This window comes from Brachybacterium sp. UMB0905 (genome assembly GCF_002871795.1).
Lineage (GTDB): Bacteria > Actinomycetota > Actinomycetes > Actinomycetales > Dermabacteraceae > Brachybacterium.
The window spans coordinates 1-20,451 of record NZ_PNHL01000017.1; the positions used below are offsets into that span (position 1 = coordinate 1).

Below are 20,451 nucleotides of genomic sequence, written 5' to 3' on the forward strand. Positions count from 1 at the left end.
AGTAAGCCCTATTCTTCCAGGTCAGGAGCACCTTTCCGCGTCTACGACCACCCCTCGGACACCTCAACGATGAAAGCCCGAGGATAGGTCCGACGTGCGGCGGGAAAAGGACCCGGTACCGCGGGCCTCACATCGGTGCGCGGCGGGGCGGGGCGACGGGGTGGGGCTAGCGCTGGAACTCGTCGATCGCCTGTTTGATCTGCTTGCCCGTGCGGACCAGGATCGGCAGCGCGAAGAACATGACGAACCACCAGTTGCCGAAGCCCACGCGGTACATCGTGAACATGATGAAGCCCAGGACGATCAGCTGGCTGAACAGGGAGAACCCGATCTTCGCCAGAGGCGGCTTGCTGCTGTATGCGGTGGACGCGGCGAAGCTGCCCGTCGTATCCGAAGCGGCGGGCTGGTAGTCCCCGTCGGCCTGCGAGCTGAACTGCGGGGTGAAATCCGAGACGAAATCCGGTGACGGTACGGGGGTGTCTGCCGCCTCTGTCGAGGGCGGCTGCGATGCAGCGTCAGGGCTGGGATCACGGTCCTTCCCGCCCAGCCACGACGGATCCCCGCCCGGTCCGTGCTCGCCATTCCCACGCAAGGTTCCCATGGTCACGCATGGTAGGCCACGGGGTGGGGAGGGGCCGACGGGGGGCTCGGACCGGCGACCGGGGCGGGGGCCCGCGACCTCTCCTCCACAATGCCCCTTCATCCACAATCCGGGGCCGGAGGTGGTGGCGGCGCGGCGCCGTCTGGACGATGGGGACATGAGCATCAGCGACCCCGAGGGCCCTAAGCGCCCCTCCGAACGCCACCCGGTGGCGGGGCCCGATGATGCGCTGCGCGCAGCCGCCGGGCAGCTCACGGCACTGAATGCCGGGGCCTCCGCCCGGGAGCTCGTGGCGGAGGTCCTGGCCACCGTGCATGCGGCGTTCACTGCGACGCAGGCGGTGAGAGATCCGCTGCCCGAGACCGCGCCGGACAGCGCCGAGGAGGCTCTCGCCGCGGTGGCGGGTATCGCCCAGCTGCGCTCCATGCTCGGCGGGATCGAAGCATCATGGCAGGTGACCGCGGCAGAGCGGATCCGTCGGGACGACGCGGCACACGGCGTGGCCACCGCCAAGCAGGGGCGCGGAGCCGGGCATGAGCTGGCCCTGGCCCGGCGGGTCTCGCCATCGTCCGCTGACCTGTCCCTGGCCGCCGCTCGCCGGCTCGTCCAGCAGATGCCCGGCACGCACTCCCGTCTGCGCCATGGCACGATCACGCACGCGCAGGCCCGCGCCGTCGCCTCCTCTCTCGACCGCGCACAGCCGCACACCTGCACACAGATCGATCGGATCCTCAGCGAGGGCCCGGAGGCACTGGACGGTATGGGGACCCGGCGCGTCCGCGCCCACATGCAGCAGCTCATCCAGGAGCTGGAACCGGAGAAGTCTCGCGAACGCGCGGAGCGAGCCGCCCGGGAGCGCCACGTGCGGATGCAGCCGATGCGTGATGGGATGGCGCGCTTGACCGCGGTGCTGCGGGCGATTGATGCGACCGCGGTGATGGCCACCCTGGATCGATCCGCCAGCGCCCTGAAGGCCTCGGGCAGGCCCGGGTCGCACGCGGCGCTGCAGGCGGATCTGCTGGTCGAGGCTGTGCTGCGGGCCCCGGAGCGGGCCCCGGAACAGGCACAGAAGACGCCGGGTTCGGCGCTGCGGTTCATCCGCCCGAGCCTTGATGTGGGCGTGATCCTCTCCGATGCCGCGCTGCTGCATCCGGGGCGCTACACCGGCTGCGCGCTACTGGAGGGCTACGGGCCGCTGCCGGCGCACATCGTCACCGACACCATGGCCGGGCAGGAGCCTGGTCGCCTTGAGCACGCCGAACATCACGAACCAGAGGGATCCGATGGCGATGATGAGCTCATCGCGTTCTACCGTCGCCTCTACACCGCGCCGACGAGCGGGCAGCTCGTGGCCCTCGAATCAACCGCCCGGGCCTTCCCCGCGGGCCTCGCGAAGATGATCCGCCTGCGGGACGGCAGCTGTCGCACACCCTGGTGCGATGCACCGATCCGACACATCGACCACGTCCACCCCGTCCGCAACGGTGGCCCCACCAGCTACGCCAACGGGCAGGGGCTGTGCGTGCGCTGCAACCAGCGCAAAGAGCACGGGCCCTGGTCGCTGCGCCCGCAGTCCGCGCAGCCGCCGGAGGCGTGGCACTGGTCCAGCCCGCACGGCGCCATCGGCCGCTCCCCCACTCCTCCCCTGCAGCCGCCCCGGCGCATCCTTCCCCCGCCCCGCCAGGACACGGCGGGCGAGGGGGACCCATCCCGAGATGGCAGCCAGCCCGCCGATGGGACGGATCCCGGCTGAGGCGCGACGCCGCGCCCCTGCTGGAGGCTCAACGCTTCAGCGCTGCTGCGCGTCCTTCGGCACCGTCGTCTCCTGCGGTGCGAGCGCGCCCATCACCCGGTGGGGAACGTAGGGGGCTCCCAGCTCCTCCAGCTCCTCCGCCGTGAGCTTGAGATCCAGCGCCCCGAGCGCTCCGTCGATGTGCGAGGTCTTCGTGGCGCCGATGATCGGGGAGACCACCGGATCCTGCCCGAGCAGCCAGGCGAGCGCCACATGCACCCGCTCCACCCCCCCGCTGCTCCGCGATCCGCGCCACGGCCTCGACGATCGCCGATCGGGCTGCACGGGGGATCTTCATGGTCCCACTCGGTGGGACCGGGCGCGAGCGCTGCGCATGAGACGGAGCGGAAGAGTCGGCGCTGTGGGGGCTGCCCCGCGGGCGTCTCACGCGCCTGCGCTGATCCAGGCTGAGCCGCTACCGTCGGACCATGCTACATCTGAGCGATGACCAGGTCCGTACCCTCCTGCCCGCCCCTGCCCGCGCAGTGGAGCTGATGCACGAGACGCTACTGGCGCTCGCTGACGGCTCGGCCTCGGTGACCCCGAAGTCGCAGGTGGTGCACGAGGAGGGCGGATTCGCCAATGCGATGCCGGCCACGTGGCCGGAGCGCGGACTGCTGGGCATCAAGTGGGTGACGATCACGCCGTCGAACCTCGAGCAGGGCCAGGAGATGATCGACGGTCTGATGGTGCTCTCCGGGCCCGATGGTTCCACGCGCGCCACGATGGATGCCGCGGAGCTGACGGCGCTGCGCACCGCCGCCGTCACCGGGGCGTCGCTTGCCCTGGATGATCGGCCCGTGACGTTCCTGGGCACCGGGGTGCAGGCCCGCTCGCATGCCCGCGTGATCGAAGCACTGGGCCGCGGCCCGCTGACCGTCTGGGGTCGCCGCGCTGAGGCGCTCGAGGAGCTGACCGCCTGGTGCGCCGAGCACACCCCGACCCTTGACCTGCGCACCACGACGGACCGCACCGAAGCGCTCACCGGGGCGGGCGTGGTGATCTCCGGGCTGCCCATCGGCCTGACCGATACTGCACTTTCTCCCGGTGACGTGGCCCCCGACGCGACCCTGCTGCCGCTGGATTACGCCTCCGTCGTCGCAGCGGAGATCGCGCGGACCGGCACGCTCGTCGCCGATGACCCGGAGCAGTTCGAGGCGCTGCGGCCCGTGAAGCTCGGAGAGGATTACCCGCGCGCGACCGGTGCCACCGGCGATCTGCTGCGTCAAGGCCGCCCGGAGGGCCTCGTCATCGCGCAGAACCTGGGGTCGGGCCTGGGGGATGTGGTGCTGGCCGACGCGGTGGTGCGCGCAGCTGAGGCCTGACGCGCCCGCGCCTACGATGGTCGGCATGGATCCGCGCAGGCTGCTCATCTTCCGCACCGTCGTGGCGAACGGCTCGATCGGGGCCGGCGCCCGGGAGCTGGGCTGGACCCAGCCGGCCGTCTCCCAGCATCTCGCGGCGCTCGAGAAGGAGGTCGGCACCCAGCTGCTGCTGCGCTCCTCCACGGGGGTGACGCCGACGGAGGCGGGCGCGCGCCTGGCCGCGCATGCGGAGGCGATCGCCGCGCAGCTGGAGGCGGCGCAGAAGGAGCTGGCGGATATCACCGCGCTGCGCCGCGGCACGGTGCGCTTCGGCACGTTCCCGTCGGCCGCCGCGACGCTGCTGGCACCGACGCTGAAGCACCTCGAACGCTCCGCCCCGGACCTCGATGTCACCTTCTGTGAGCTCGAGCCGCCGGATGCGGTGAGCGCACTGCGTGAGGGCGAGCTGGATCTTGCGCTCGTGTTCCGCTACCCGTGCACGGACATCGGCGATGAGGGCACGTTGGAGTGGACGCCGCTGATGGAGGACCGGGTGCTGGCGGTGCTGCCCTCGTCGGATCCGCGGGCGGAGGATCCGGGTCTGACCTTGGCGGATCTGGCGGAGGATCCGTGGATCGCTGGCTGCGAGCGGTGCCGCGCGAACCTCATCACGAGCGCCCGACAGGCCGGTTTCTCCCCGGCGGTGCGGTATTCGACCGATGACACGATCGTGGTGCAGCAGCTGGTCAGCCATGGCGCGGGCGTCGCGCTGGTGCCGGAGATCGCGCTGGCCGCGGCACCGAGCGCCGATGTCGCGATCCGGGAGCTGCCGGGGCTGGAGAACCGTCTGATCGGGCTGCTGAACCGGCGCGGGGCGCTGTCGATCCCGGCGGTCGCGGCGCTGCGGGATGCGCTCGTGGCGCAGACGCAGGAGCGGCTGAGCACAGCGGTGATGATGTGAGCGCTCCGGCGAGCGCGTGGCTGCGCCCGCTGCTGGTGCTGTTGGGCGGCGCGGTGTTCTGCGGCCTGCTCATGCTGGTGCGGCAGGAGATCGTGGCACTACCGGTCGCGCTGCTGACGCTGCTGATGGTGTATTGGACGAGCCCTCTGCGGCGCGGGGATCACACCTCGCTCGCCGCCGCCCGGGAACGTGCCTCAGCGGTCCGCTCTGATGCTGCTCGCCCGACGGTGGTGCTGTGGGCGCCGGGCAATCCGGCATCGGCCCGCCTGCACACCGCGATCCGGGGGCCGCGCGAGGACGTGATCTGGGTGAACGTGTACCGGGACCGGATGGCGATGGATCTGCTGGTGGAGCAGGGCGGCGCGGAGGCGCTGCCGCTGGCGCTGCACGGTGATGCGGTGCATGCGGCGGTCACGCCTGGGGAGCTATTGGAGCTGCTCGCGCAGGACTGACCACCCCGCATCTTCTGCTTCTCCGGAACTCCGGATATCATGATGGTTGTGTCCGATGCCCGCGACTCTCTGCTCGCCCGCCTCGACCGTCTCGAGGCCCGCATAGACCAGCTGGAGGCCACCGCCACCAGCACGCCCTCCCCCGCCGCCCCCGAGGGCCCCACCGCCCCGGCCGACGGCGACCCCTTCGCTCCCCTCACCGCGCTCAAGGACCTCCTCCCCGAGCCCGGCGGTGTGCAGTTCACCGGCGCCGTCACCGTCGGCGCGGGGCACTTCGAGTTCCAGTGGGCCCGCCCCACCCAGCATCTGCAGCAGACCGACTGGGCCGAGCATGCGGACACCGTCGCCGCGCTCGGCCATCCGCTGCGCCTGACGATCCTGCAGCACCTGCTGGAGGGCGAGCGCACGGTCGCGCAGCTGGTCGATGAGCTGGGGCTCGCCTCCACGGGCGTGGCCTACCACCATCTGACATCGCTGCAGGCCGCGGGCTGGGTGACCTCCCCTCGCCGCGGCGCCTGGGCGCTGCCGGCCCCGCGCATCGTCCCCCTGCTGACCATCCTCATCGCCCTCGAGAAAGGCTGAGTGTGTCCGCCTCTCTGCCCGACCAGCCCGCTGCTGCACCCCCGTCCCGACGCACCCTGCTGACCGCCACGATCCCTGCCGCCGCCGCGCTGATCGGCGTGGGCGCCCTGTCTTTCCCGCGCCCCGCTTCACTGGGAGAGCCGACGGGGGATACCGACCTCGCCGCTGCCGTCGCCCCGCACCTGAAGGGGCACCAGCGGGTCGCCGTGATGCTGCGCGACCCCTCCGGTGCCACGCGTTTCGCCGGTTTCGGGTCGAGTGAGTCCGATGAGTTCGAGATCGGCTCAGTCACCAAGACGTTCACCGGCGCCCTACTGGCCTGCGCGATCGAGGAGGGTGAGGTGAGCGCGGAGACCACCGTGGAGGAGATCCTCGGCGAGCGCGCATCCGGCAGCGAGGTGGCCGATGCGACCCTGGCGGAGCTCGCCACGCACACCTCGGGGCTGCCGCGGCTGGCATCGGCCATGCTCTGGCGCGCCACCACCGCGGGCTTCCTGCGCCACGACCCCTATGCAGGGCGGGATGCACAGACCGTGATCGACGATGCACTCGCCTCCTCCCTGTCCGGTCGTGGCACGTCGTCGTACTCGAACCTGGGCGTCGCGCTGGAGGGGCAGCTGCTCGCCGCCGCAACGGGAACCGACTACGCGAGCCTGCTGCAGGAGCGGATTCTCGAGCCCGCCCAGCTCACGGGCACGTATGCCCCGATCACTCCGGAGAACCTGCGCGAGACCCACCGGCGCGGGCATGGGGTGAACGGCCTGCGGCAGGCGGCCTGGACCATGGAGGGGCAGGCTCCCGCGGGCGGGATCTGCTCCACTGCCGCGGACATGATGACCTACGTGACCGGGATGATCGATGGCTCCGGGCCGGGCGCCGCCGCAGCCACCGAGGTGCTGCATGAAGGGGAGGACAAGATCGTGGCCATGAACTGGTTCCACAGCGTGCTCGACGAGGAGGCTGACACGAGGCTGATCTGGCACAACGGCCAGACCGGCGGCTACTCCTCCTTCGCGGGCTTCCGGTCCGATACAGGGCAGGGTGTGGTGGTGCTGACCGACAGCGCCCGGCCCGTGGATGGCCTGGGCGCGGGCCTGCTGACCGGGGAGGTGGCGGCATGATGCAGATCCTGGCGTGGCTGCCGCTGGTGATCGCGCTCTTCCTGGCCGGCGGGATCGTGTGGAGCATCGTGACGATGCTGCGCCGCCACCTGCACCCGTGGCAGATCGGGCTGCGGGTCGTCTCCGCGGCGACGGGTCTGGCGATCATCTCGATCATGGAGGTGCTTCCCGCCGAAGCCTGGTTCGTGCCCTGGCTGCTGGCTCTTGCCGTGCTGGCCGCCGCCGCCATCGCAATCCGACGCACCCTCACGCAGCAGCCCCCGTCGGACCCCACGAAAACCCAGGCGAAGCTGCTGGCCCGCCCGAACCGCTGGAACATCGGCGGCGAATGGGGGCTGCTGCTGGTGCTCCTGGGGCTCGCGGTGATCGCCGGGTGAGACGGGCAGGGACCCGCCCCGACGGTAGGGGCCTGCCCTGTCGGGCAGGGGCGCCCCTACGATGAACCGCATGAGCATTCCCGCCACGCCGTCCTGGGTCCGCGATGCGATCTGCTGGCAGGTCTACCCGCTGGGGTTCTGCGGGGCACCGCAGCAGCGTGACACCACGGCACCGGGCGCGACAGCACCAGACAGCACAGCGCCGACGGGCCAGGTCTCCCATCGCCTCCCGCGTCTGATCGGCTGGCTGAATCACCTGGTGTCCCTGGGCGCGAATGTGCTGCTGCTGAACCCGGTGTTCGACTCCGTCACCCACGGCTACGACACCCTGGATCACCGCCGCGTGGACCCGCGCCTGGGCGATGCGGAAGACCTGCAGACCCTGATCGACGCCTGCCATGAGCGGGGCATCCGCGTGGTGCTCGACGGGGTGTTCAACCACCTGAGCGTCCAGCACCCGGTGGTGCAGCAGGCTCTCAAGGCCGGGCCGGGGACCGCGGAGGGCGCGTGGATCCGCTGGGCCGATGGGCATCCCTACGGCTTCGAGGGCAATGCGGACCTCGTCGAGCTGGACCTCGCGCATGCCCCCGTGCAGGACGCGGTCGCGCAGGTGATGATCCACTGGCTGGAGCGTGGCATCGACGGCTGGCGGCTGGATGCGATGTATGCCGCCGGGGCCGCAGCCTGGGCGCCGATCCTCGAGCGTGTGCGCCGCGCGCATCCGGAGGCGTGGCTGCTGGGCGAGGTGATCCACGGGGATTACCCGCAGATCGCCGCGGGCTCGGGCGCGCAGTCGATCACCCAGTACGAGCTGTGGAAGGCGATCTGGTCCGCGCTGCATGACCACAACCTGTTCGAGCTTGCGCACGCTCTGGGTCGGCACGCCGAGTTCCTCGAGCAGCCCGGTGGCGGGCACCCGCTGACGTTCCTGGGCAATCACGACACCACCCGCATCGCCTCCCAGCTGCCCGATGGCCGCGACCTCGCCGTCGCCTACGCCCTGCTCGCCCTGCTGCCCGGGGTGCCGGCGGTGTATGCGGGCGATGAGCTCGGCGCGACCGGCATCAAGGAGGAGCGCGCCGGCGGCGACGACGCGGTGCGCCCCGAGTTCCCGGACAGCCCCGCGGAGGCGATCGCGGGAAATGGCCCGCTGCCGCTGTTCTCCCCCGCCGCGGCCCCGCGAATCCTCGAGGTGCATCAGCGGCTGCTGTCCCTGCGGCGCCGCGAACCGTGGCTCGCCACCGCCCGCCTCGCCATGGACGGTGAGAGCCTCAGCAATGAGTACGCGCGGATCGTGCTGCACCCGCGAGATGAGGGGGCCGACGGGGACGCCCCCGCCCCGCTCACCCTCCTGCTGAACCTCTCTGACCAGGACCTTCCGGCTCCCGGCGAGGTGCTCGAGGCAGTCTCCGGAGCCGCCATGCTCGATGCCGTCCCGGCCCCCGGCCCGGGGGTGATCCCCGCGCACGGCGCGGCGGTGGTGCGCTGAGGCGGGGCGGCTCAGCCCTTCACCGAGCCGGACATGAGCCCGGAGATGAAGTACTTCGAGAGGATCACGTACACGAGCAGGGTGGGCAGGGAGGCCAGCAGCGCCACGGACCAGAAGGTGCGCAGCATCCCGGCGCCGTCCACCTTCGCGGCCTCCATGAGCTCATGTGGGACGGTCTCGAAGTAGTTGCGGAAGATCAGCGTGGTGATCGGGATACCGAACACCACGTGCAGCAGGATCAGCGAGGGCACGCCGTTGGGGACCTGCAGGGCCAGCACCAGCTCCAGCAGCGGGATCATCACCGCCTGGTACGGCAGGAACATGCCGAACAGGATCAGAGTGAACACCACGTCCGCCCCGGGGAAGCGCCAGCGGGAGAGCACGAAACCGTTCAGGCAGCCCAGGACCGCGGAGATGATCGTGGAGGGCACCACCATCGAGATGGTGCGGCCGATGGCGGGGGCGAGCTGCTGCCAGGCGCTGGTCCAGTTCTCCATCGTCCACGTGCTGGGCAGCAGCCAGGCGCGGGCCGGGGAAGCGTCCCCCACGCCCTTGAAGCTCGTCACGAGCAGGACGTATACGGGGATCAGCACGAACACCACGCCGAGCAGCAGCGCTGCGTAGCGCAGGGTGCGGCGCAGCGTGGCGGGGCGTGATCTTCCCGGCGCAGCCAGGCTCTCCCGGCGTACCCTCGTATCCATGACCACCGCGCTGAAGCCTGCCGAGTCCGTCCGCACCGCCCCCGTCGTCGCCGTCGGCCTGATCGGCGGTTGGCTCACCGCGCGGGAGACCGGGATCCGGCCGCTCGGCGGCGTGGTGCTCGCTGCCGCCGGGCTGTACGCGGGCCGCACCTGGCTGGCGCGCCGCGGCCCGGCGACGACCGCGGTGCTCGGGGCGACGTACCTGCTGGGCTTCGGGGTCTCGCATCCGCTGGCGAAGAAGATCGGGGCCTGGCCTGCGGTGCTGACTGTCACCGGGGTCTCCGCGGCCGCCTCCGCGATGCTCTCCGACGCGGCCTACGGCGACTGGATCCCCGCCGAGCCGCGCGACTGAAGCCGCTGCGGCGCGCGGACGCCCCCGCCGCATCCCACTGCGCAAGCCGCCGTGACGCGCCCCGAATTCTTTGACTAAGCTAAGACACTGGCTCCGACCGTCGGAGTCTCCCTCCCCCACCTGAGGTTCACTCCCCCCATGCTCGGCTCCATGGCCCGTCTGTGGCAGACGGTGAAACCGATCCGCATCCGTCTCTACCTGGGGCTGCTCAGCGCCCTGACCGCCTCGCTCGTGGCGCTCGGCATCCCGCAGGTCCTCGAGTTCCTCGTCAACCGCCTGGATACCGGCGCGACCGCCGCGACGGTCTGGACCGGCGGCGCGATCGTGCTGGGACTCGGCCTGTTGGAGGCCTCGCTGATCTGGCTGCGGCGCGTCTTCGCCGTCTCCCCCTCCACACTGGTGGAGAAGGACATCCGCGTGCGGTTCTACGCGAAGGTCCAGCACATGCCGATCGCCTTCCATGACGGCTGGGGCTCCGGGCAGCTGCTCAGCCGCATGATGGGCGATATCAACATCATCCGCCGCTGGATCGCCTTCGGCATGATCATGCTGGTCACCAGCTCCGTGACGATCATCGCGGGGCTTGTGCTGCTGATCCGCTCGTCGTGGATCCTGGCGGGCATCTTCTTCCTCGCCGCGGTGCCGGTGTCGATCATCGCCTTCCGCTTCCACCGCGAGTTCTCCGTGCTCTCGCGCCGCTCGCAGGACCAGAACGGGGACCTCGCCACCACGATCGAGCAGTCTGTGCAGGGCATCCGGGTGCTGAAGGCCTTCGGCCGCGGCCCCACGGCGCTCGAGGACTTCACCGCGCAGGCGGAGGAGCTGCGCACCACCGAGATCCGCAAGGCCACGTCGATGGCCCGGTTCGACATGTTCATGTTCATGCTGCCGGAGCTGGCGCTGGGCGTCTCGCTGTTCGTCGGCATCCACCTGGTCGCCGGCGGGCACATCACCGTCGGCCAGCTCGCAAGCTATTTCGCGACCGCCACCCTGGTGGTGGGGCCGGTGCGGATGCTCGGCATGCTGTTCGGGCAGATGGTCAACGCCTCCACCGCCCTGGACCGCCACTACGAGGTGATGGATGAGGACAACACCATCACCGCGCCCGAGACCCCCGCCGCCATCGACCCCGCTGAAGCGCGCGGCGCCGTCGCCTTCGAGGGCGCGCACTTCCGGTACGCCGACGCTCCCGACCACGTGCCCGATGTGCTGGACGGCGTGGACCTTGAGATCCGCCCCGGGGAGACGATGGCGCTGGTGGGCGTCACCGGATCCGGGAAGTCGACGTTGCTGCAGCTGGTGCCGCGGCTGTATGACGTCACCGGCGGCCGCGTGACCATCGACGGGGTGGATGTGCGCGAGATGGACCTGATGGATCTGCGCACCCTGACCGCCGTCGCCTTCGAGGACGCGACCCTGTTCTCCGACTCGGTGCGGGACAACGTCCTGCTCGGCGCGGATCCGACGCTCGATGAGGCCGCGCGGGATGAGCTGCTGCACCTCGCACTGCGCACCGCCGACGCCACCTACGCCTACGACCTGCCCGAGGGGGTGGACACCCGCATCGGCGAGGAGGGCATGAGCCTGTCCGGTGGGCAGCGGCAGCGTCTCGCGCTCGCCCGCGCGATCGCTGCGAAGCCCGCGGTGCTGCTGCTGGATGATCCGCTGTCCGCCCTGGACACGAGAACCGAGGAGACCGTCACGGGCCGGCTGCGCGAGGTCCTGCAGGGCACCACCACGCTGATCGTCGCCCACCGCACCTCCACCGTGGCGCTCGCCGACCGGGTGGCGCTGCTGGATGGCGGGAAGATCGTGGATGTGGGTACGCACCAGGAGCTCATGGCCTCCTCCGCCCGCTACCGCTGGGTGATCGCCAATCAGGAGGAGGAGCGCCGACGCGACCAGGACATCGAGACGCTCACCGGGGAGCTGGACCTCAGCGCCCTGCAGGGCGGGACGGAGCAGGGCCGATGACCGCCGCGACCTCACGTAAGGACGAAGAGCAGAGGGACCTCACGCCCGCGGAGGCGAAGGCTTCCCGCAAGCGCTCCTTCCGGCTGCTGGGGGAGCTGATCTCCCCGGTCAAGGGGCAGTTCGCGCTCATGGCGCTGATGGTGGTCGTGGCGCAGCTCGCCGTGGTGGCGGGGCCCGCGATCATCGCCTGGGGCATCGACAACGGCATCCCCGCCCTGATGGAGGGCAACAGCATCCCCGCGCTGCAGGCCGCAGCGCTGCACATCGCCTGTGCGCTCATCGGCGGCGCCCTCACCTTCGGATACGTGCGCCAGTCCGTCGTCGTCGGCCAGCGGATGCTGCTCGCCCTGCGGCGCAGGGTCTTCCGCTTCACCCAGCGGCAGGACCTCGAGTTCCACGAGCGCTACACCTCCGGCCGCATCGTCTCCCGCCAGACCTCCGATATGGAGGCGCTGCGGGAGCTGCTGGACGCGGGCGTGAACGTCATGGTGGGCGCGTTCTTGTCCATGGTGTTCACCATCGTGCTGATCGTGGCGATGGACCCGATCACGGGCCTGGTCATGCTGCTGATGCTGATCCCGTGCGTGGCGCTGACGGTGTGGTTCCAGAAGCGCTCCTCGGTGGAGTACCGGGCGATCCGCACCCATTCGGCGCGGCTGATCGTCCACTTCGTCGAGGCAATGGCGGGAATCCGCGCCGTGCAGGCCTTCCGCAAGGAGGGTCGCAACCAGAAGCGCTTCGACACCCTCGCCTCGGATTACCGCAACGCCTCCCTGCGCTCGATCCAGGTGTTCGGCACCTACCAGCCGCTGCTGCGTGTGCTCGCGAACGTCACGATCGCTGCGGTGCTGGTCGTCGGCGGGTTCCGGGTGCTATCCGGGGATCTGCAGGTCGGTGTGCTGGTGGCGCTCGTGCTGTATTCGCGGAGGTTCTTCCAGCCCGTCGATGAGATCGCGAACTTCTACAACGCCTTCCAGTCCGCCGTGGCGGCGCTCGAGAAGATCGCGAACCTCCTCGCCGAGCAGCCGCACGTCAAGGAATCCGCGACCCCGACGCCCCTGCCGGCCTCCGATGGGCAGATCGACTTCGAGCGGGTCTCCTTCCGCTACACGGCCGATGGTCCGCTCGTGCTGAAGCCCCTGGATCTGCACATCCCCGCGGGCCAGACGGTGGCTCTTGTCGGCCAGACCGGCGCCGGGAAGTCCACCATCGCCAAGCTCATCTCCCGGTTCTACGATGCGACCGACGGTCGGGTGGCGCTGGATGGCGTGGACCTGAAGGACCTGTCGATGCAGGACCTCACCCGCAATATCGTCATGGTCACGCAGGAGGCATACCTGTTCTCCGGCACCGTCGCGGACAACATCGCACTGGGCAAACCGGGGGCGTCCCGCGAGGAGATCGAGGCGGCGGCCCGCGCGATCGGCGCCGATGAGTTCATCGAGAAGCTGCCCTACGGCTATGACACCGATGTGAGCAAGCGCGGCGGCCGCGTCTCCGCCGGTCAGCGGCAGCTGATCTCCTTCGCCCGCGCATTCCTCGCTGACCCACGGGTGCTGATCCTCGATGAGGCCACCAGCTCCCTGGACATCCCCTCCGAGCGGATGGTGCAGGAGGGGCTCACGAAGCTGCTGGGCCAGCGCACCAGCCTGATCATCGCCCACCGTCTGACCACCGTGATGATCGCGGACCGGGTGCTCGTGGTCCACGGCGGCGAGGTGGTTGAGGACGGCTCCCCCACCGAGCTCGTCGCCGCGGGCGGCCGCTTCGCGGCGCTGTACCGGGCCTGGCAGGACTCGATGTGAGCGGCGGCGCCGGGACCTCGGTCCCGGCGCCGACCAGGAACGGCAGGGCCGGGGCCGGGCTATGACGCACACCGCCGGGCAGATATCGGGAATCTCTTCCCGTCGGGGCGGGGGCGGGCTATGTTCCCCTCATCCCCATCGGACCCGATCCTGAGGAGAGCCCGAACCCCGGCCGTCACCCGCGGATCCCGTTCACCTCAGAGGTCTTCCATGCACATGCCCCTGCTCTCGCGCGCCCGATTCCTGGCCTTTCTGCTCGCCGCGCTCGTGGTCGCCGTCCCCCTCGCGATCGCCCCGCCCGCGGCGGAGGCCGCGGTGAAGAAGCCGCTGGACATCGTGAAGGTGTACTACGACCCGCCCGGCCGGGACTACTCCAAGAACAGCGAGTACGTGAAGGAGTACATCCAGGTCAAGAACACCGGGAAGAAGACCCTCACGCTCAGCGGCTACGTGATCCGCGACAACGGCCCGCAGAAGTTCACCTTCCCCAAGGGCACGAAGCTCGCCCCCGGCAAGACCCTCACGATCCGGTCCGGCAAGGGGAAGAACACCACGAAGACCAAGTACTGGAACAAGTCCAGCTACATCTGGAACAACACCGGCGACACCGCGCGGCTGTACAACAGCAAGGGCAAGCTGCTGGAGTCCTGCAAGTACAAGGGCGGCGTCAAGAAGGCCTCGAAGGGCTACGTCCGCAGCACCACGACGACCGCGTACTGCTGATCCGGCGCGGGGTCGGCGGCCGCCCGTCGGTCCCGCAGGCGTTCCCGCGGGAACGTCGCATCGGTCCGTTCTGCCCTCTCCCGCCGCCGACTCAGGCGCCCAGCATGGCGCGCAGCGGCGGGGTGAGGCCCTCGACCTCGACGGGCATCGCCGGGCGGATGAACGTCTCGGGGGTGACGCGGAAGCGCTGCTCCATCGCGTCCACGCCCGACATGGTGGAGCGCCCGATGCCGTTGTCCACGTAGCCGCAGGCGTGCGAGGTCGCGAACGAGCGGGCGTTGCCCTCGATGGCGGCGGATTCCGCGGCCTCGGCGCCGAGGTGGTCGAAGGCGAGCACGAGCATGGCCTGGCGCATGAGTTTCCCGTAGCCCTGCCCCTGCTCCTCGAGGGTGAGCCAGGAGCCGGAACCGACGGTGCGCCGCTCAGCGAAACGCAGCGCGCGCACGTCCTGGCAGCCGATGAGGCGGCCGCGAGCCCAGATGCCGAAGGCGAGGGTCCACTCCTCCGGGCTGATCCGGGAACGCAGGCTCCACTGGAACTGCAGAGCCTTGCGGACTCGCTCCTCGGGCTCCACCTGGTACCAGGGGAAGACGTGCGGGGAGTCGGGTTCGGCGAAGATCGGCCGACGCAGCAGCGCGCCGTACTCGGGGAGGTCCGCGTCCTGCAGCAGGCGCATCGTGAGGTCCCCGGCGCGGACCACGAGGCCGAAGGGCGGGAAGACGTCGGCGAGCCCGGTCGGGGGCGCGGGGGTGGGCTCGGGCGCGGTGGCAGGGGCGGGCGTGGTCATCGCGCCAGCCTAAGCGCTCGCTCTCCGCCCCGCGCTCTACCCTCGTCCCATGAGCATCGATGTCCTCCTCACCGGCTTCGCACCCTTCGACGGCGCCGCGGTGAACGAGTCGTGGCTGGCGGTGCGGGAGGCCGCCCCGGCACTGCGGGCCGCTGAGATCACGACGCGGGAGCTCGAGCTGCCGGTCGAGTTCGGGCGCGCCGGCGCCGAGCTGCTGCACGCGGCGCGGGAGTGTGCGCCGCGGCTCATCGTCGCAGTGGGCCTTGCAGCCGGGCGGCAGGCGGTCACGCCCGAGCGGGTGACGATCAACATCCGCGACGCCCGCATCCCCGATGCCGCCGGCGCCTCCCCCGTGGATGAACCGGTGGTGCCCGGCGGGCCCGTCGGCTATTTCTCCACCCTGCCGATCAAGGCGATGACCAAGGCGCTCTCCACCCAGGGCCTACCGGCCGCGGTGTCGCAGAGCGCGGGCACCTACGTGTGCAATGACGTGTTCTATCTGCTCGCCCATGCTCTGGCGACGGATCCACAGCTCGCGCAGGCGCGGGGCGGGTTCGTGCATGTTCCCGCGGCCGACGTGGCGCCGCCCGCGGCCGTAGCTCGGGGTCTGGTCGCGGCGATCCGGACGGCGCTCGAGAGCCCGGAGGACCTCGTGGTCACCGGTGGGGCGGAGCACTGAGGGCACCCCTCCCCCGAGTTATCCACAAGATCATCCACAGCGGTGGATGAATGACACGGCTGTAGTTCCGCAGGCGAGAGCGGGGGCGGCGGCGTGTCGCGGCCGCGCCCCGGCGTCGGCGCGGCCGCACCGGCACTGCCGTTCTGACAGCAGGGGCGAGCCCGCGTCAGAATCGCGTTTCCGCAGATCACGGCGCCATGAGAGCCGCAGCCGCGGGCGCCTCCGTCCGCGCCACCCCGCCGTCGGCAGCGCTCTCCCCCGCTCCGACCAGTTCACGATCGCCCGCACGGCCGGTGCCCGGCAGGCCTCCCCCGTCGGCCGGTCATCCACACCACGCCCCGGGTTATCCACAGAAAGTCTCTGAAATCCCCAAGCCGACCAAAGTTATCCACAATCTCATCCACGACTGTGGAGAACTACAGCGGTGTAACTCCCCGCGGGCCGGCGCCAACGGGCGCCTCTCCGGCGGCTCAGAGCATCCCGACCATGACCGCCTTGCCCGCCACGAGCAGCAGGCACAGCACTACCGCGGCGGCGATCACGCCGCCGTGCAGGAGCGCGGCGCGGCGGCCCAGAGCCTGCCGGTCGGAGGTGGCGGTGGCCCGCGGTCGCAGCGCGAACATCGCCGCGGTCACCGCCGCACCCATCGCGAGCCCACCCAGGTGGCCCTGCCAGGAGATGTTCGAGACCGTGAAGGTGATGACGAGGTTCAGGCCGATCAGGACGAGGATCTGCGTGGTCTGCGCACCCCGGTTCCGGTTGACGATGAACAGCGCCGCGAACAGGCCGAACACGCCACCGCTCGCCCCCAGCGTGCCCCCGAACCAGTCCAGCGATGCCGCGGAGGTCAGCAGGAACACGGCGGTGTGGCCGCCCAGCACGGAGATCAGATACACGGCGGCGAAGCGCCAGCGGCCCATCACCTGCTCGAGGTACTGCCCGCAGATGTACAGCGCATACATGTTCAGGACCAGGTGCAGGATCCCGGCGTGCAGGAACCCGGCGCTGAGGAACGTCCACGGCATGACGAGCGCGCGGAAGGGCGCGAACATCCCCAGCTGATTCACGATGTGCGGGGCGAGCATCTGCCCGAGGTACGCGAGGACGCACAGGGCGATCAGGGTGTAGGTGACGACGGGGGCGCCACGGGTCATCGCCCCGCCCATGCTGTTGCGCGGCCGGGTGGAGGCCTGCTGGCGGTTGAGCTGCCGCTCGCAGTCCACGCACAGCATCCCCACCGCGGCGCCGCGCTGGCAGTCCGGGCAGGCGGGACGCTCGCACCGCTTGCAGCGCACATAGCTCACCCGGTCCGGATGGCGTGGGCAGGTGGGCTGCTGGTCCGGTTGCGGGGAGTCCTCGGCGCTGTAGCCGTAGCTGGGGCGATTCATGCGCTCCATTCCACCACGCGGACCTGCACGTCCGCCGGGCCCGCAGGGCGGGGCGGACGGGCAGACAGGCCCGCAGGGTGCGGCGGGCGGGCAGACGGGCCCGCAGGGTGGGGCGAGCGGGGAGAGACGCCGGGGCCGATGGCTGGACGGGTGCGATGCGCACCCGGCCCGGCCATCGGCCCCGTCACGGCTCAGGGGCGGTGACAGCGCACGCTGTCACGACCCCCGTCGGCCTCACTTCTCGATGGTGACCTTCTCGATCACGACGTCCTCGAGCGGACGGTCGCGCATATCGGTCTTGACCGCGGCGATCTCGTCGACGACCTTCTTGGAGTCCTCATCGGCGACCTCGCCGAACACGGTGTGCTTGCCCTGCAGGTGCGGGGTGGGGCCCACGGTGATGAAGAACTGCGAGCCGTTGGTGCCGGCCGGCCGACCGGTCAGGGCATTGCGGCGGGTGCCGGCGTTGGCCATCGCCAGGACGTAGGGCTCGTTGAAGTTCTTCTCGGAGATCTCGTCGTCGAAGGTGTAGCCGGGGCCGCCGGTGCCGGTGCCCAGCGGGTCGCCGCCCTGGATCATGAAGCCGGCGATGATGCGGTGGAAGATCACTCCGTCGTAGAAGGGGCGAGTGGTCTTCTCGCCGGTCTCGGCGTCCTTGAACTCGCGGGTACCCTCGGCGAGGCCCACGAAGTTCTCGACTGTCTTGGGGGCATGGTGGGGGAACAGCTCCAGGCGGATGTCCCCGTGGTTGGTGTGCAGAGTTGCGAACATGCGCTCATCCTCCCACAGGGACATCGGGACGTCTGATCGAGGCAGCGGGACATCTCATATGGGGCAGCGGGGCGGTGCGAAAGGTTCCGTTCTCCACATCGGCTGTGAGCGGGACGACTCGCGCGCGGTAGGGTTGGACCACACGGGTGTGCGTCGGCCGCGATCCACCACGGAGTCCGCCGGTCGGCCGCGCCCAGGGACCACCGTCGGACCAGCCCGACGGAGACGACCGAAAGGGGAATCCCCATGGCGCTGAGCACCAAGCGCAAGGCCAAGAAGTCCAAGAAGCAGGCCGCGACCACCGCGGATGCCTTCGGCACCGCGAGCCAGAAGGCGGAGCAGGCGGTCGAGGAGCTGCAGAAGCTCGCCGCGACCCTGGGGCCCGTGGTCACCGAGGGTGCCCGCGAGGCCAAGGTCAAGGCCGCGGAGGCGCAGCAGCGTCTGATGGACCAGGGCGAGAAGCTCTCGCAGGACCTGGGCCCGCGTGCCGAGAAGCTGCGTCACGATGTGCAGGACGACTACCTGCCGCGCGCCCGCAAGACCGCCACCACCACCGGCAATGTCCTCAAGGCTGCCGCGGAGGCCGCCCGCAAGGAGATCGAGAAGGGCCAGGGCGACATCAAGACCGCCGTCCTGCAGCCCACCCCGCAGAAGAAGAAGGGCCGCGCCGGCAAGGTGCTGCTCATCCTGGGCCTGGCCGCCGCCGGTGCCGCCGCGGGCTACGTGGTGTGGCAGAAGACCCGCCCCGTCGAGGACCCGTGGGCGCCGCCCGCGGACTTCGCCCGCGCGCACTACCCGGCCGCTTCCGCCACCGAGACCGACTCCTCCACCGTGCAGGACACGGTGGGCTCGGCCGACGCCGGCGATGTGGCCTCCTCCCTGAACACCGCTGATCGTTCCTCCGACACGACCCCCAAGGACGTGAAGGTGGAGTCCGACCAGGACATCTCGATCGACGACGACAAGAAGGGCACCCACCGCGGCGACGCCTGATCGCCCGCGAGCGCCCCACGGAGCATCCGTGAACGACGGCGCGGCATCCCCGTCCCTGGACGGCGGGTGCCGCGCCGTCCGCATGTCCGGGGACTTTCCCCTGGTCACGGCGCGGCTGCGGCTGGATCCCGTGGGCTGGGACGACCTCGCGGAGCTGCTGGCGCTGCACCGTGATCCGCGCGTGTTCACGGCGGATTCGACCGCGCCGGTGGAGACCGCCGCGCAGATGCGCTGGGTGCTCGGACAGTGGATCACCTGCTGGGAGCGCCACGGCACCGGGTACCTCACGGTGCGGGCGCGCGGCGGCGGTGAGGGGACCGACGGACCACTCGGTCACCTGCCTGAGGGGTTGCTGGGCGTCGTGGGGATCAGCCTCCTGAGGACCGATGCGGGCGCGCAGCGCAGCGCCTACTGGCGACTCGCCCCCTCGGCCCAGGGCCGGGGGGTCGCGGCAGAGGCGATGCGGGCAGTGCTCGCCCATCCGACGCTCGGCGGCGCGCGACGTGTCATCGCCGTGACCGCCGGAGGCAACGCCCCCTCGCGGGCGCTCGCACTTCGCCTGGGCTTTCGGCCTGCGCCCGCGGACGCTCCGGTACCGGGAGGGCGCAGCGGGGACGTGCTGCTGATCCGCGATCCGTAGACTCCCGCCATGACCTCGCTGGATACCTCCCTGCTGGCCCCAGCGCCGCACGGCGCGGGCCGCTACGCCCCCTCCCCCAGCGGTGACCTGCACCTGGGGAATCTGCGCACCGCCGTTCTGGCCTGGGTGCTGGCCCGGCGCACCGAGCGGGCCTTCCGTCTGCGCATGGAGGATCTGGATCGGGTGCGCGAGGGCGCTGAGGCCCGGCAGCTCAAGGACCTCGAGGAGCTGGGGCTCGACTGGGACGGTGCGGTCGTGCACCAAAGCGAGCGACGCGAGGCCTATGCCGCCGCGATCGCCCAGCTGCAGGCCGCGGGCGCGGTCTACGAGTGCTACTGCACGCGGCGGGAAATCCAGGAGGCGCCGCGGGCCCCGCATGCCCCGCCCGGCGCCTACCCCGGCACCTGCCGCAACCTCACTGAGGCGGAGCGCGCCGCGGGCCGCGAGCGAATGGGGCAGCTGCAGCGCGAGCCGGCGCTGCGCCTGCGCGCCGAGGTGACCCAGTGGAGCGTGCGGGATCTGTGGGCCAGTGAGGTGACCGGCAGCGTGGATGACCTGGTGCTGCGCCGCGGCGACGGCGTGGTCGCCTACAACCTCGCCGTCGTGGTCGACGACGCCGCGGCCGGGGTCGATCAGGTGGTTCGCGGCGACGACCTGCTCAGCTCCGCCCCGCGCCAGGCCCATCTCGCGCACCTGCTGGGCCTTCCCGAGCCGACCTACGCTCACGTCCCGCTCGCGCTGAACACCGCGGGCGCGCGACTGGCCAAGCGCGACGGCGCGGTGACGCTGCGGGACCGTCTCGCCGCCGGGGAGAGCGCGGCCGACGTCGTCGAGCGGATCGGAGACTCGCTGGGAGCGCCGGGCTGCCGCTCCGCGGCCGATCTGCTGGAGTCCTGGGACCCGGCAGGGATGTCCCGTCGGCCATGGGTGGTGGATCTGCCGGCCTGAGCCGCCCGGGC

22 protein-coding genes are annotated in these 20,451 nt (G+C 70.9%); 16 read left to right on the forward strand and 6 right to left on the reverse strand.

Annotated features, from left to right (window positions below; all coding sequences use genetic code 11):
- Positions 1–166: 166 nt before the first annotated feature.
- Positions 167–601: a hypothetical protein gene (locus CJ197_RS13190; protein ID WP_102237209.1), complete on the reverse strand. Its 435-nt coding sequence runs from the start codon at positions 599–601 to the stop codon at positions 167–169.
- A 157-nt stretch (positions 602–758) separates the two neighbouring features.
- On the opposite strand from CJ197_RS13190, the gene CJ197_RS13195 reads away from it, so the two are divergent.
- Positions 759–2,354 (forward strand): HNH endonuclease, encoded by a 1,596-nt coding sequence (locus tag CJ197_RS13195; protein WP_158239507.1) that lies wholly within the window; start codon positions 759–761, stop codon positions 2,352–2,354.
- Positions 2,355–2,390: 36 nt separating this feature from the next.
- Here the strand turns inward: CJ197_RS13195 and CJ197_RS13200 are convergent, their stop codons facing one another.
- On the reverse strand, positions 2,391–2,621 hold the full coding sequence (locus CJ197_RS13200; RefSeq protein ID WP_233190961.1) for an aldo/keto reductase: 231 nt from the start codon (positions 2,619–2,621) through the stop codon (positions 2,391–2,393).
- 200 nt (positions 2,622–2,821) lie between these two features.
- Between CJ197_RS13200 and CJ197_RS13205 the strand changes: the two genes are divergently transcribed.
- From CJ197_RS13205 to CJ197_RS13235, 7 genes are all read left to right on the forward strand, one after another.
- Complete coding sequence (locus CJ197_RS13205) at positions 2,822–3,718, forward strand: ornithine cyclodeaminase (protein WP_102237212.1); 897 nt, start codon at positions 2,822–2,824, stop codon at positions 3,716–3,718.
- A gap of 25 nt (positions 3,719–3,743) precedes the next feature.
- Positions 3,744–4,658 (forward strand): LysR family transcriptional regulator, encoded by a 915-nt coding sequence (locus CJ197_RS13210; protein WP_102237213.1) that lies wholly within the window; start codon positions 3,744–3,746, stop codon positions 4,656–4,658.
- On the forward strand, positions 4,655–5,110 hold the full coding sequence (locus tag CJ197_RS13215; protein ID WP_233190962.1) for a hypothetical protein: 456 nt from the start codon (positions 4,655–4,657) through the stop codon (positions 5,108–5,110). Before CJ197_RS13210 ends, CJ197_RS13215 begins: the two co-directional genes overlap by 4 nt.
- Positions 5,111–5,158: 48 nt before the next feature.
- A complete protein-coding gene (locus tag CJ197_RS13220) occupies positions 5,159–5,692 on the forward strand; it encodes a helix-turn-helix transcriptional regulator (RefSeq protein ID WP_233190964.1) in 534 nt (177 codons plus the stop codon).
- A gap of 2 nt (positions 5,693–5,694) precedes the next feature.
- The gene (locus tag CJ197_RS13225) at positions 5,695–6,813 is read left to right on the forward strand and encodes a serine hydrolase (protein ID WP_233190965.1); all 1,119 of its coding nucleotides are present in this window, start codon (positions 5,695–5,697) and stop codon (positions 6,811–6,813) included.
- A complete protein-coding gene (locus CJ197_RS13230; RefSeq protein WP_102237216.1) occupies positions 6,810–7,190 on the forward strand; it encodes a hypothetical protein in 381 nt (126 codons plus the stop codon). The genes CJ197_RS13225 and CJ197_RS13230 overlap by 4 nt, the downstream gene beginning before the upstream one ends.
- Positions 7,191–7,260: 70 nt before the next feature.
- Positions 7,261–8,679 (forward strand): alpha-amylase family glycosyl hydrolase, encoded by a 1,419-nt coding sequence (locus CJ197_RS13235; protein WP_102237217.1) that lies wholly within the window; start codon positions 7,261–7,263, stop codon positions 8,677–8,679.
- Positions 8,680–8,690: 11 nt separating this feature from the next.
- Here CJ197_RS13235 and CJ197_RS13240 read toward each other — a convergent pair whose 3' ends face one another.
- Positions 8,691–9,380, reverse strand: a complete 690-nt coding sequence (locus CJ197_RS13240; protein WP_233190967.1) for a carbohydrate ABC transporter permease — start codon at positions 9,378–9,380, stop codon at positions 8,691–8,693.
- Here CJ197_RS13240 and CJ197_RS13245 point away from each other — a divergent pair.
- The 4 genes from CJ197_RS13245 (at position 9,379) to CJ197_RS13260 (ending at position 14,234) form a co-directional block, all read left to right on the forward strand.
- Positions 9,379–9,732 carry a hypothetical protein gene (locus tag CJ197_RS13245; RefSeq protein ID WP_102237218.1) on the forward strand — a complete coding sequence of 118 codons (354 nt, stop codon included), beginning with the start codon at positions 9,379–9,381 and terminating at the stop codon, positions 9,730–9,732. The two genes, CJ197_RS13240 and CJ197_RS13245, sit on opposite strands and share 2 nt — an antisense overlap.
- Before the next feature lie 138 nt (positions 9,733–9,870).
- Positions 9,871–11,706, forward strand: coding sequence for an ABC transporter ATP-binding protein (locus tag CJ197_RS13250; RefSeq protein WP_102237219.1), 1,836 nt, complete (start codon positions 9,871–9,873; stop codon positions 11,704–11,706).
- Positions 11,703–13,511 (forward strand): ABC transporter ATP-binding protein, encoded by a 1,809-nt coding sequence (locus CJ197_RS13255; protein ID WP_102237220.1) that lies wholly within the window; start codon positions 11,703–11,705, stop codon positions 13,509–13,511. The genes CJ197_RS13250 and CJ197_RS13255 overlap by 4 nt, the downstream gene beginning before the upstream one ends.
- Before the next feature lie 210 nt (positions 13,512–13,721).
- Complete coding sequence (locus tag CJ197_RS13260) at positions 13,722–14,234, forward strand: lamin tail domain-containing protein (protein WP_102237221.1); 513 nt, start codon at positions 13,722–13,724, stop codon at positions 14,232–14,234.
- A 91-nt stretch (positions 14,235–14,325) separates the two neighbouring features.
- Here the strand turns inward: CJ197_RS13260 and CJ197_RS13265 are convergent, their stop codons facing one another.
- Positions 14,326–15,021: a GNAT family N-acetyltransferase gene (locus CJ197_RS13265; protein WP_102237222.1), complete on the reverse strand. Its 696-nt coding sequence runs from the start codon at positions 15,019–15,021 to the stop codon at positions 14,326–14,328.
- 49 nt (positions 15,022–15,070) lie between these two features.
- Here CJ197_RS13265 and CJ197_RS13270 point away from each other — a divergent pair, with 49 nt between their 5' ends.
- Positions 15,071–15,700: a pyroglutamyl-peptidase I gene (locus CJ197_RS13270; protein WP_102237223.1), complete on the forward strand. Its 630-nt coding sequence runs from the start codon at positions 15,071–15,073 to the stop codon at positions 15,698–15,700.
- 470 nt (positions 15,701–16,170) lie between these two features.
- On the opposite strand, the gene CJ197_RS13275 is transcribed toward CJ197_RS13270, so the two are convergent.
- Positions 16,171–17,088, reverse strand: a complete 918-nt coding sequence (locus CJ197_RS13275) for a rhomboid family intramembrane serine protease (protein ID WP_102237224.1) — start codon at positions 17,086–17,088, stop codon at positions 16,171–16,173.
- Between the two features lie 234 nt (positions 17,089–17,322).
- The gene (locus tag CJ197_RS13280; protein ID WP_158239508.1) at positions 17,323–17,859 is read right to left on the reverse strand and encodes a peptidylprolyl isomerase; all 537 of its coding nucleotides are present in this window, start codon (positions 17,857–17,859) and stop codon (positions 17,323–17,325) included.
- A gap of 246 nt (positions 17,860–18,105) precedes the next feature.
- Here CJ197_RS13280 and CJ197_RS13285 point away from each other — a divergent pair, with 246 nt between their 5' ends.
- From CJ197_RS13285 to gluQRS, 3 genes are read left to right on the forward strand one after another with little or no spacing between them, the layout of a single operon-like run.
- Positions 18,106–18,852 carry a hypothetical protein gene (locus CJ197_RS13285; RefSeq protein WP_102237225.1) on the forward strand — a complete coding sequence of 249 codons (747 nt, stop codon included), beginning with the start codon at positions 18,106–18,108 and terminating at the stop codon, positions 18,850–18,852.
- A 28-nt stretch (positions 18,853–18,880) separates the two neighbouring features.
- Positions 18,881–19,492, forward strand: a complete 612-nt coding sequence (locus CJ197_RS13290) for a GNAT family N-acetyltransferase (RefSeq protein WP_102237226.1) — start codon at positions 18,881–18,883, stop codon at positions 19,490–19,492.
- A gap of 9 nt (positions 19,493–19,501) precedes the next feature.
- Positions 19,502–20,440, forward strand: a complete 939-nt coding sequence (gene gluQRS / locus CJ197_RS13295) for a tRNA glutamyl-Q(34) synthetase GluQRS (protein WP_102237227.1) — start codon at positions 19,502–19,504, stop codon at positions 20,438–20,440.
- Positions 20,441–20,451: the final 11 nt, after the last annotated feature.

Bases quoted from the DNA above. Each gene is read 5' to 3' on its own strand.
- CJ197_RS13190 (WP_102237209.1), bottom strand. From the start codon at position 601: ATGGGAACCTTGCGTGGGAATGGCGAGCACGGACCGGGCGGGGATCCG.
- CJ197_RS13195 (WP_158239507.1), top strand. From the start codon at position 759: ATGAGCATCAGCGACCCCGAGGGCCCTAAGCGCCCCTCCGAACGCCAC.
- CJ197_RS13205 (WP_102237212.1), top strand. From the start codon at position 2,822: ATGCTACATCTGAGCGATGACCAGGTCCGTACCCTCCTGCCCGCCCCT.
- CJ197_RS13210 (WP_102237213.1), top strand. From the start codon at position 3,744: ATGGATCCGCGCAGGCTGCTCATCTTCCGCACCGTCGTGGCGAACGGC.
- CJ197_RS13230 (WP_102237216.1), top strand. From the start codon at position 6,810: ATGATGCAGATCCTGGCGTGGCTGCCGCTGGTGATCGCGCTCTTCCTG.
- CJ197_RS13235 (WP_102237217.1), top strand. From the start codon at position 7,261: ATGAGCATTCCCGCCACGCCGTCCTGGGTCCGCGATGCGATCTGCTGG.
- CJ197_RS13245 (WP_102237218.1), top strand. From the start codon at position 9,379: ATGACCACCGCGCTGAAGCCTGCCGAGTCCGTCCGCACCGCCCCCGTC.
- CJ197_RS13240 (WP_233190967.1), bottom strand. From the start codon at position 9,380: ATGGATACGAGGGTACGCCGGGAGAGCCTGGCTGCGCCGGGAAGATCA.
- CJ197_RS13250 (WP_102237219.1), top strand. From the start codon at position 9,871: ATGCTCGGCTCCATGGCCCGTCTGTGGCAGACGGTGAAACCGATCCGC.
- CJ197_RS13255 (WP_102237220.1), top strand. From the start codon at position 11,703: ATGACCGCCGCGACCTCACGTAAGGACGAAGAGCAGAGGGACCTCACG.
- CJ197_RS13260 (WP_102237221.1), top strand. From the start codon at position 13,722: ATGCACATGCCCCTGCTCTCGCGCGCCCGATTCCTGGCCTTTCTGCTC.
- CJ197_RS13265 (WP_102237222.1), bottom strand. From the start codon at position 15,021: ATGACCACGCCCGCCCCTGCCACCGCGCCCGAGCCCACCCCCGCGCCC.
- CJ197_RS13270 (WP_102237223.1), top strand. From the start codon at position 15,071: ATGAGCATCGATGTCCTCCTCACCGGCTTCGCACCCTTCGACGGCGCC.
- CJ197_RS13275 (WP_102237224.1), bottom strand. From the start codon at position 17,088: ATGAATCGCCCCAGCTACGGCTACAGCGCCGAGGACTCCCCGCAACCG.
- CJ197_RS13280 (WP_158239508.1), bottom strand. From the start codon at position 17,859: ATGTTCGCAACTCTGCACACCAACCACGGGGACATCCGCCTGGAGCTG.
- CJ197_RS13285 (WP_102237225.1), top strand. From the start codon at position 18,106: ATGGCGCTGAGCACCAAGCGCAAGGCCAAGAAGTCCAAGAAGCAGGCC.
- gluQRS (WP_102237227.1), top strand. From the start codon at position 19,502: ATGACCTCGCTGGATACCTCCCTGCTGGCCCCAGCGCCGCACGGCGCG.